Source organism: Novosphingobium sp. B 225 (assembly GCF_002198665.1).
Taxonomy (GTDB): domain Bacteria; phylum Pseudomonadota; class Alphaproteobacteria; order Sphingomonadales; family Sphingomonadaceae; genus Novosphingobium.
In genome coordinates, this window is the sequence record NZ_MWLM01000063.1 from 1 (window position 1) to 10202 (window position 10202).

The following is a 10202-nucleotide window of genomic DNA, read 5'->3' on the forward strand; positions in this document are numbered from 1 at the left end:
GCAGGGGTGGGGGTCTGTTCACTCATCAAGGCGTCCATGTTGATCCGGGCCTTTCGCGTCAAGCACTTTGGTGTATTATGGGGATAGCACGGTTGGGCTGCAAGTGGTGCGGAAACGGGACTTGCGCGGCTGCGAAGACCTGGAGTTGGGTCAGGTTCTGGCAGCGGCGTGAACCAAAAATCCACAGCCCACTAATTACGTATTCGTCACTTGGCGCAGCGCCCCGCGCGCGGCATAGGCCGGGGCAAGCCATCCCCTCGTGTGGAGCAAATCAATGACCGAAGCCGCCACTGCCGCCTGGGCCACCCTTGCGGCGCTCGACAAGCCAAGCCTGCAAGCGCTGTTCGCTGATCCGATGCGGCTTGAACTGCTTTCGGCCCGGCTCGACCTGCCGGGCGGGGCGATCCGGTTTGACTGGTCAAAGACCCACCTCGATGCCGCGCATATGGCCGGGTTCGAGGCGCTTGCCGCAGCGATGGACTTTACCGGCAAACGTGCAGCAATGCTGGCGGGGGATGTGATCAACGTTACCGAACACCGCGCGGTCGAACATACCACTCTGCGCGGCGTGGGCCGGGATACCAGCGTGGAAGAAGCCCACGCGCTGCATCTGCGCATGAAAAGCCTGGTCGAAGCGATCCACGAAGGCGCGCTGGGTGAGGTCAAGCATCTGATCCACATCGGCATCGGGGGCTCCGCGCTCGGCCCGGCGCTGGCGATTGATGCGCTGACCCGCGACGGGGCCAAGGTCGATGTCCATGTCGTCGCCAATATCGATGGCTGCGCGCTGGAAGCAGCCATGCGCGCCTGCGATCCCGCCACCACCCTGATCGCGGTTGCCAGCAAGACTTTCACCACCACCGAAACCATGACCAATGCGGCCAGCGCGCTCGATTGGCTGAAGGCAGGCGGCGTGGCCGATCCCTATGGCCGGGTCGTGGCCCTGACCGCTTACCCCGAAAAGGCCGTGGAATGGGGCGTTGATGAAACCCGCGTGCTGCCGTTCCCGGAAAGCGTGGGGGGGCGTTATTCGCTGTGGTCGTCGATCGGGTTCCCGATCGCACTTGCGCTGGGCTGGCAGGACTTCGCCGAATTTCTGGACGGTGCGGCGGCGGTGGATCAGCACTTTTTCGAAAGCGATGGTTTGGCCAATCTGCCGCTGCGCGCGGCTTTTGCCGATCTCTACTACACCCAGCTGCGCGGTACCCAGACCCGCGCCTGCTTTGCCTATGACGAGCGGTTGCGGCTCCTGCCGGACTATCTCCAGCAGCTGGAAATGGAATCGAACGGCAAAAGCGTGACAGCTGATGGCCAGCCGCTGGGCCGCCCATCTGCGCCGATCACCTGGGGCGGGGTGGGTACCGATGCGCAGCATGCGGTGTTCCAGTTGCTGCATCAGGGCACCAATCTGGTCCCGGTCGATTTCATCGCCGCGATCATTCCGGGTGACAGCCTTGATCCGGCACACCACCGCAACCTCCTCGCCAACTGTCTGGCGCAGGGCGCGGCCTTGATGGCCGGGCGCGCATCAAGCGACGGCGCGCGCAACTATCCCGGCGACCGGCCCAGCGCCACGATCCTGTGCGAAGACCTGAACCCCGCCACACTGGGCGCGCTGATCGCGTTCCACGAACACCGTACTTTCGCGAACGGTGTGCTGCTGGGGATCAACAGCTTTGACCAGTTCGGCGTGGAACTTGGCAAGGAAATCGCCAAGTCGATCCTGGCTGGCGGGGTCAGCTTTGATCCCAGCACCGAGGCGCTGCTGGCCGAGGCTGGGGTGAAGTAGGAGATCTGGGAATAGTTCACGCAGAGGCGCGGAGGAAGAACAGAGGCGCAGAGAGGCTGCACGTGCGGCGCAGCCGCCTCCTCAATAAGAGCTGCGGAAAACGCATCGTTTGAACGGGATGACGGCTTCGCCGCAATCGCGTATCTCCGCGTCTCCTTTTCTTCCTTCGCGCCTCTGCGTGAACTATTCCACCTCAGCCGACACAACCCCATCTATCACAGTAACCACCAAAACCGTTTGGCAAACCGGGCCCGCCCGCGCCATATCGCGACCCATGACAGACTTTGACTTTGACCTGTTCGTAATCGGCGCTGGTTCTGGCGGTGTGCGTGCCAGCCGGATTGCGGCTTCGCATGGGGCCCGCGTGGCCGTGGCCGAGGAATTCCGCGTGGGCGGGACCTGCGTGATCCGCGGCTGTGTGCCCAAGAAGCTGCTGGTCTATGCCAGCCACTTTGCCCACGAATTGCAGGATACGGCGAACTATGGCTGGACCATCGGCGAAGCCACGTTCGACTGGGCCAAGCTGCGCGATTTCGTGGCGAGCGACGTTGACCGGCTCGAACGCGCCTACACCTCGACGCTCGACAGCAACAAAGTGGAGCATTTTCACGAGCGCGCCACTGTAGCCGGGCCTAACACGGTGCGGCTCGCCTCGGGACGGGAAGTAACTGCCAGGGTGATCCTGATCGCGGTTGGGGCCTGGCCGGTTCTGCCGGAAATCGACGGGGTGGAACACTGCATCACATCAAATGAGGTGTTCCATCTGCCCGAATTGCCCAAACGGATCGTGATCCAGGGCGCGGGCTATATCGCGCTGGAATTTGCGGGCGTGTTCAACGCGCTGGGCAGCCACGTCACCGTTGTCAACCGCAGCGACAAGATCCTGCGCTCCTATGACCATGATCTGACCGACCGCTTGCTGCCGATCCTGCAGGCGCGGGGGATTGAATTTGCGTTCAACCGCCCGATCGGCCGGGTCGAAAAGCAGGCCGATGGCTCACTGCTGGTCCATGCGGGCGAGGGTGAGCCAATCCCGGCGGACGTCGTGCTGGTCGCCACCGGCCGCAAGCCCAAGACCGATGGGCTGGGCCTCGAAGGTGTCGGCATCACCCTCGGCCATAATGGCGAGATTCCGGTCGATGAATATGGCCAGACCGCGTGCCCCAGCATCTATGCCGTGGGCGATGTGACCGACCGGGTGCAGCTGACCCCGGTGGCGATCCGCGAAGGCCATGCCTTTGCCGATACGGTGTTCGGCAATATGCCGCGCTCGACCGCCTATGACTGCATTCCCAGCGCGGTATTCACCCAGCCGCCGATCGCCTCGGTCGGGCTGACCGAGCAGCAGGCCCGCGCAGTCCACGGCCATGTGAAAGTCTTCACCAGCGATTTCCGCCCGATGATGAACATGTTCGCCGCCAAGGCCGAACGCGGATTCTACAAACTGGTGGTCGATCCCGCAAGCGACCGGGTGCTGGGCGTCCACTTGCTCGGCCCCGACGCCGCCGAAGTGCTCCAGGCCGCGGCCATCGCGGTGAAGGCGGGGCTGACCAAGGCCCAGTTCGATGCAACGGTCGCGCTGCATCCGAGCATGGCGGAAGAGCTGGTGCTGATGCGCTAGGTTGCATGTCGCAACCAATCGGCTAGTCTCCTGCGCAAACAACAGGGGAGAACGGGCCGTGCAGCTATCGGGCAAGACCGCGCTGGTGACCGGCGGGACGGACGGGATCGGCGCGCAGCTGATCCGGCAATTGCGGGACAAGGGCGTTACCGTCATCACCTCGGGCCGCAATCCTGAGCGCTGCGCGGCGACCCGGGCCGACGGGTTTGAAGTGATCGAGGCCGATCTGGGCACGCCGCAAGGCGTCGCTGCGTTGATCGCCGCCGTGGCCGGGCGCACGATCGACATTCTGGTCAACAACGCCGGGACCAGCGCTGATCACGATTTCCGCAATCAGGACCTGCCCGACTTGCCGACCGCCGATGCCGGGATCTTCCTCAACCTCAACGCCCCGATCCACCTGATCACCGCGCTGATGCCCACGCTGCGTTCGCGGCCTGAGGCGATGATCGTGAACGTCACTTCCGGTCTCGCCATTGCGCCGCGCGCGGGCGGTCCGGTCTATTGCGCGACCAAGGCCGCACTGCGCAGCTATACCCAGGCGCTGCGACGGCAGCTGCGCGGCAGCAATATCCACGTGCTGGAAGCGCTGCCGCCCGTGGTTGAAACCAAGATGACCGCCGGGCGCGACAACAGGAAAATGCCCGCCGCCGAATGCGCGCGGCAGTTCGTGGCGGCGATGGAGCGGAATGCGGACGAGGCCAATGTCGGCCTGGTCAAGCTGTTGCAAGTGGTCCACTCGATCTCGCCCAAGCTGGCGCGCTCGGTGTTGATCCGGTTCTGAAGGGGAGGGTTTGATGGCAGGCACAGTACTGGTCACCGGCGGCAGCGGTTACATCGCGGGTGAAACGATCCGGCAATTGCTGGGGCGGGGGTGGACGGTCCACACCACGGTCCGCAGCCTCAGCCGCGAGGCGGAATTGCGGCCCTTGCTGGGCGGGACACCCGAAACGCTGAAAGTGTTCGCTGCCGATCTCACCAACGATGCCGGCTGGGCCGAGGCGATGGCGGGCTGCACTCACTTGTGCCACATGGCCTCGCCATTCCCGGCGGACGTGCCCAAGGATGAAAATGAACTGATCGTCCCCGCACGCGAAGGGGCCTTGCGGGCGCTGCGCTTTGCCAAAGCGGCGGGGGTTGGGCATGTGGTCCTGACCAGCTCTGCCGCCGCGATCGCGTATGGCCATCCGGCGGGCAAAACCCAGTACACCGAGGCTGACTGGACCAATCCCGATGCGCCCGGCGTTCAGCCCTATATCAAAAGCAAGACCATTGCCGAACGCGCCGCGCGCGATTGGGTGCTGGCTGAAGGCGGTGACATGGCGTTCTGCACAGTCAACCCGGTGGCCGTGCTGGGCCCCGTCGCCAGCAGCGATTTCGCCGCTTCGGTGGAGACTTTCGAACAATTGCTGAGCGGCAAGGTTCCGGCCTGCCCCGACGTGGGTTTTTGCCTCGTCGATGTGCGCGATACCGCCGCGCTGCATGTGCTGGCGCTGGAAACGAGCGCCGACACGATCCGGGGTGAACGCTTTATCGCCAGCTCAGGCCCGTTCTTCAAAATCATCGATGTCGCGCGGTTGCTGCGCGAGAAAATGGGCGATTCTGCGCGCAAGGTGCCAACCCGGGTGATGCCCAACTGGCTGGTGCGGGTGATGGCACTGTTCATGCCGCCGCTGCGGCAATTGCTGGGGGAACTGGGGCGCACGCGGGCGATGAGCAGCGCCCATGCGCAGGCGGTGCTGGGCTGGCAGCCGCGCCCGCCGGAGGAGACGGCGGTGGACTGTGCGCGTAGTTTGATCGAGCGGGGGATTGTGAAGGTTTAAGCGGCTCCTCCGACCCGCCTGCGGCGGGCCACCTCCCCATTTGTCCCTGCGGGAAAAATGGAGAGGGACTTTACGCAGCGCTTGAACCCTCTCCATTTTTGCGAAGCACAAATGGGGAGGTGGCAGTCCCGCAGGGACTGACGGAGGGGCCCTTCTAAACCAACCGGTACGGCACCACCCCGCGTTGATCCGGATCGACACTGATCGCCCGGTCACTCGGCGGAAAGGCGCGTTGATCACAGTCGGGGCGGGGGCAAATCCGGCACGAAATCCCGATCCTTGTCGCGGCGCGATCCGCGGTCAGGTCCAGTCCATCGGCATAGATGAATTCCCCGGCGTGTTCCGCCTCGCACCCCAGCGCCACGGCATAGCGGCGCGGGCTGCGATCATACGATCCGCTTGGTTTGACCAGCCCCTTGGCCATCGAGACATAGCGCACCCCGTCGGGCGTTTCGGCCAGCTGGACCAGGATCCGGTCAGGGATCGCCACTGCCTCATGCACGATCCACAGCGGGCAGGCCCCGCCGAACCGGGCGAATTGCAGGCGGGTGGCGCTGTGGCGTTTGGTGATGTTCCCGGCCATATCGACCCGGCAAAAGAAGAACGGCACCCCGCGCGCATCTTCGCGCTGCAAGGTTGAGAGGCGATGGCAGGTCTGTTCAAAACTGGTGCCGAACAGCTGCGCCAGCCGGTCAATGTCATGCCGCACGGCGCGCGCCTCGGCGCGGAAGCGGGCGTAGGGCATCAGCAGCGCACCCGCGGCATAGTTGCACAGGCCGACGAACAGCAGCTGCCGACTGGCCGGGCTGCGTAGCGCCGTGCCTTCAATCACCGCCGCGATCTCGTCCTTCAAGGCCAGCGCGGCGAGCTGGTGGGCGAGCTGGAAGCGGCGGCTTTCGGCGGGCTGACCGGGGTCGATCACCAGATGGCCCATTTCCGCGTCATAGCTGCGCAGTCCCGCCTGCCCGGTGTAGATCAGCGAGATCGACAGCGCGTCCTTCAGGTACTGCTCGATCGCCCCGGTCGCGGGGGAACGCCCGCCCAGCCGCCGCGCCAATGCCTCGGCCGCGCGGTCGATCCCGTCGACGTAATTGTTGGCAAGGTGGAACCAGTCGCGCACTTCCTCCCACGGCAGCCGCGCCCCTGTGCTGCTTTCGCTCGCCAGCGCCTCGTCCACCATCTGCAGGCGCTGTCCGCTGCGGCGATAGGCTTCGTGGAGCGCTATGAACCGGTCCGCCAGCAACGGTTGCTGCTCCGAAAACCGCGCCAGCTGCGCCGGATCGAGCGGTTCGGGGAACAACGGATCGGCATTGGCCTCACGCAGCGCCGCCAGCCGCGTCTCGCTCTGCCCCGCGCCAATCTCCCGCCAGTCGAGCGGGAAAGCGCGGCTGAGCCGTTCGATCAGCGTCGGGGTGAGGGGGCGGTCATCGTGTTCCAGCTGAGAAAGGTAGCTGGTGCTGATCCCCAGCAGCTCCCCCATCGCCGCCTGATTAAGCCCCCTATCGGCGCGGAGCGCCCTTAATCTATCTCCAGCAAAGATGCGCCGCTTCGACATGGGTAACTGGTCCTCCGCGCCTCTTTTCTTCCTCTGCGCCTCTGCGTGANTTCACGCAGAGGCGCAGAGGAAGAAAGGGAGGCGCGGAGAAAGATAAGGCGCTTCGCGAGGGTTTGCAAACATGCACTTCGCAACTTTGCAAATTCACATTGGACATTGCCGCCAATCCGCCGCATCCAGCACTCCTGCAATTTCAGGACGGAGCCAAAATGTCCGCAAATATCGCCGAAATGGAACGCCGCCGCGCTGCTGCCCGGATGGGCGGGGGTCAAAAGCGGATCGATGCGCAGCATTCGAAAGGCAAGCTGACCGCGCGCGAACGGCTGAGCATCCTGCTCGACGAAGACAGCTTCGAGGAAGTTGACAGCTACGTCGAACACAACTGCGTCGATTTCGGCATGCCCGAAACGACCATCCCAGGCGACGGGGTGGTGACCGGCAGCGGCACGATCAACGGGCGGCTCGTCTATGCCTATGCGCAGGATTTCACCGTGTTCGGCGGCGCGGTTTCGGAACGCCACGCGATGAAGATCTGCAAGATCATGGATGCGGCGATGAAAGTCGGTGCGCCGGTGATCGGCCTGAATGACAGCGGCGGCGCGCGCATTCAGGAAGGCGTCGCTTCGCTGGGTGGCTATACCGAGATTTTCCAGCGCAACGTGCTGGCCAGCGGCGTGGTGCCGCAGCTCAGCCTGATCATGGGCCCGTGTGCGGGCGGGGCGGTGTACAGTCCCGCGATGACCGACTTCATCTTCATGGTGAAGGACAGCTCGTACATGTTCGTCACCGGCCCCGACGTGGTCAAGACCGTGACCAACGAGATCGTCACGCAAGAGGAACTGGGCGGCGCGGTAACGCACAGCACCAAGACCTCGGTCGCCGATCTGGCGCTGGAAAACGATATCGAGGCGCTGCTGACCGCGCGCGACCTGATCGATTACCTGCCGCTCAACAACCGCGAAGGCGTGCCGCAGCGGCCAACCAACGATCCCTTTGACCGGCTTGAGGAAAGCCTCGACACGCTGATCCCGGCCAATGCCAACCAGCCCTATGACATGCACGAAGTGGTGCGCAAGGTGCTGGACGAGGGCGAATTCTTTGAAATTCAGCCCAGCCACGCGGGCAATATCCTGGTCGGGTTCGGCCGGATCGAAGGGCGCACCGTGGGCGTGGTCGCCAACCAGCCGATGGTGCTGGCGGGCGTGCTGGATATCAATGCCAGCAAAAAGGCCGCGCGGTTCGTGCGGTTCTGCGATGCCTTCGAAATCCCGATCCTGACCTTTGTTGACGTCCCCGGCTTCCTGCCCGGCACCGCGCAGGAATACGGCGGGATCATCAAGCACGGCGCGAAGCTGCTATTCGCCTATGCCGAGGCGACCGTGCCCAAGATCACCGTGATCACCCGCAAGGCCTATGGCGGCGCCTATTGCGTGATGAGCTCAAAGCACCTGCGCGGCGATTTGAACTACAGCTGGCCGACCGGCGAAATCGCCGTGATGGGTGCCAAGGGCGCGGTAGAAATCATCTTCCGCCAGGACATCGGCGATCCCGACAAGATCGCGGAACGCACCAAGGAATACGAAGACCGCTTCGCCAACCCGTTTGTGGCCGCGAGCAAGGGCTTCATCGATGAGGTGATCCACCCGCGGAACACGCGGCGGCGGATCGCGCTGGGGCTGCGGAAGCTGCGGAACAAGCAGCTCGAGAACCCTTGGAAGAAGCACGACAACATTCCGCTGTGAGTGACGATTGGAGATGGCGAAGAACACATCCATCGCAGTATTGATAGCGGCTTTGCTGTGGTTTGGGTCTGCGATCATTCGGCTCGAAAATCAGCGTTACGCACTCGAGCTGGAAATGTGCGGGGTATGGAGTCCGGAGCGTTCTGTCGAAAGGTCCCAGTGCCTCGACAATGTCCGGACTCGAACAAGCCCAATCTACAACCTGCTCTATGGATTGAAGATTTTATGAAACTAGGCCGCCTAAACCACATCGGCGTGGCAACGCCGTCCATCGCAGACTCCATCGTCTTCTACCGCGACGTCATGGGCGCGACGAAGATTCATGAGCCGTTCGACCTGCCCGATCAGGGCGTGAAGGTCTGCTTCGTCGATACGCCGGGCGCGGATGGCGCGCTTAACGGCACGCAGATCGAGCTGATCGAGCCGCTGCCGGGCAACACCTCGATCCAGAGCTTCCTCGACAAGAATCCGGCCGGCGGCCAGCACCACATGTGTTACGAAGTGCCCGACATTCACGCCGCCAAGGCCGAGTTCGAAGCGCTCGGCAAACGCGTGCTGGGTGAACCCCGCATCGGTGCCCACGGCACGCTGATCTTCTTCGTCCACCCGCGCGATATGGGCGGGGTGCTGACCGAGATTATGGAAGTGCCGCAGGATGGCCAACACTGGTCGAATTAACCCCACGCCGTCACCCTGAACCTGTTTCAGGGTCCATCGGGCCGCTTGGCCGGGGGTGTGAGGAAGAACGAAAACGAGGCCGCTCCGCTGAGCAACCGCACAGAGGCCCAAGACGAGAAATGGACCCTGAAACAAGTTCAGGGTGACGAGTTTAGAGAGGATTGCTGCATGACCTACGAAACGATCACGCTCGGAATCGAAAACCAGATTGCCACGATCACGCTCAACCGGCCGGACCGGCTCAACGCCTGTTCGCTCGACATGGCGGACGAGATCTCTGATGCGCTGGACCGGCTGCAGGATGCCCGGGTGCTGGTAATCCGGGGCGAGGGACGGGCGTTCTGTTCGGGTGCAGACTTGCAGGCGCGCGGGGACCGGCCGGTGACTGGCGGGCAGGGCAGCTACATCGCGCTGACCCAGAAATACAACCCGATGATCCTGAAGCTGGCCCGGCTGGAAATGCCGATCATCACCGCCGTGCAGGGCCCCGCGGCGGGCGTTGGCTGCTCGATCGCGCTGGTCGGCGATTTCGTGCTCGCCAGCAAGAGCGGCTACTTCCTGCAGGCCTTCGTCAACATCGGGCTGGTGCCGGATGGCGGCTCCTCCTGGTTCCTGCCGCGCCTGATCGGCAAGGCCCGCGCCACGCGGATGATGATGCTGGGCGAAAAGATCATGGGCGAACAGGCCGAGGACTGGGGCCTGATCTACAAATGCACCGAAGACGACGCGCTGGCCGGTGAAGTGTCCGCACTCGCCGCACGGCTCGCTGCCGGGCCGACGCTGTCTTACGCGACGATGCGCAAGAACATCCTGACCAGCCTGGAGCACGGCCTGTCAGACACTCTGCTGGCTGAAGCCGAGGGCCAGCGGATCGCCGGATCGAGCGCGGATGCGGCCGAAGGCGGCATGGCCTTCCTGCAAAAGCGCAAGCCGAATTTTCAGGGGAAGTGAGTGTTTAGCCCTCTCCCCTTGAGGGGAGAGGGTTGGGAGAGGG

General features: G+C 63.8%; 8 protein-coding genes. 7 read left to right on the forward strand and 1 reads right to left on the reverse strand.

The annotated features are described in order from the left end of the window. The first annotated feature begins 274 nt into the window (after positions 1-274). The 4 genes from pgi to MNBBLIKP_RS12390 all read left to right on the forward strand — a co-directional run bounded on the left by pgi (position 275) and on the right by MNBBLIKP_RS12390 (position 5233). Positions 275-1789, forward strand: coding sequence for a glucose-6-phosphate isomerase (gene pgi / locus MNBBLIKP_RS12375; RefSeq protein WP_088310574.1), 1515 nt, complete (start codon positions 275-277; stop codon positions 1787-1789). A gap of 274 nt (positions 1790-2063) precedes the next feature. Continuing rightward, positions 2064-3410: a glutathione-disulfide reductase gene (gorA, locus tag MNBBLIKP_RS12380; protein ID WP_088310575.1), complete on the forward strand. Its 1347-nt coding sequence runs from the start codon at positions 2064-2066 to the stop codon at positions 3408-3410. A gap of 58 nt (positions 3411-3468) precedes the next feature. Then, complete coding sequence (locus MNBBLIKP_RS12385; protein WP_088310576.1) at positions 3469-4194, forward strand: SDR family oxidoreductase; 726 nt, start codon at positions 3469-3471, stop codon at positions 4192-4194. Positions 4195-4207: 13 nt separating this feature from the next. Further along, complete coding sequence (locus MNBBLIKP_RS12390; RefSeq protein WP_088310577.1) at positions 4208-5233, forward strand: NAD-dependent epimerase/dehydratase family protein; 1026 nt, start codon at positions 4208-4210, stop codon at positions 5231-5233. A 154-nt stretch (positions 5234-5387) separates the two neighbouring features. Here the strand turns inward: MNBBLIKP_RS12390 and MNBBLIKP_RS12395 are convergent, their stop codons facing one another. Then, positions 5388-6788: a helix-turn-helix domain-containing protein gene (locus MNBBLIKP_RS12395; protein ID WP_088310578.1), complete on the reverse strand. Its 1401-nt coding sequence runs from the start codon at positions 6786-6788 to the stop codon at positions 5388-5390. A gap of 209 nt (positions 6789-6997) precedes the next feature. On the opposite strand from MNBBLIKP_RS12395, the gene MNBBLIKP_RS12400 reads away from it, so the two are divergent. The 3 genes from MNBBLIKP_RS12400 (at position 6998) to MNBBLIKP_RS12415 (ending at position 10159) form a co-directional block, all read left to right on the forward strand. Beyond that, the gene (locus MNBBLIKP_RS12400; protein ID WP_088310596.1) at positions 6998-8530 is read left to right on the forward strand and encodes an acyl-CoA carboxylase subunit beta; all 1533 of its coding nucleotides are present in this window, start codon (positions 6998-7000) and stop codon (positions 8528-8530) included. 225 nt (positions 8531-8755) lie between these two features. After that, positions 8756-9208, forward strand: coding sequence for a methylmalonyl-CoA epimerase (mce, locus tag MNBBLIKP_RS12410; protein ID WP_088310580.1), 453 nt, complete (start codon positions 8756-8758; stop codon positions 9206-9208). 168 nt (positions 9209-9376) lie between these two features. Further along, a complete protein-coding gene (locus MNBBLIKP_RS12415) occupies positions 9377-10159 on the forward strand; it encodes an enoyl-CoA hydratase-related protein (RefSeq protein WP_088310581.1) in 783 nt (260 codons plus the stop codon). Positions 10160-10202: the final 43 nt, after the last annotated feature.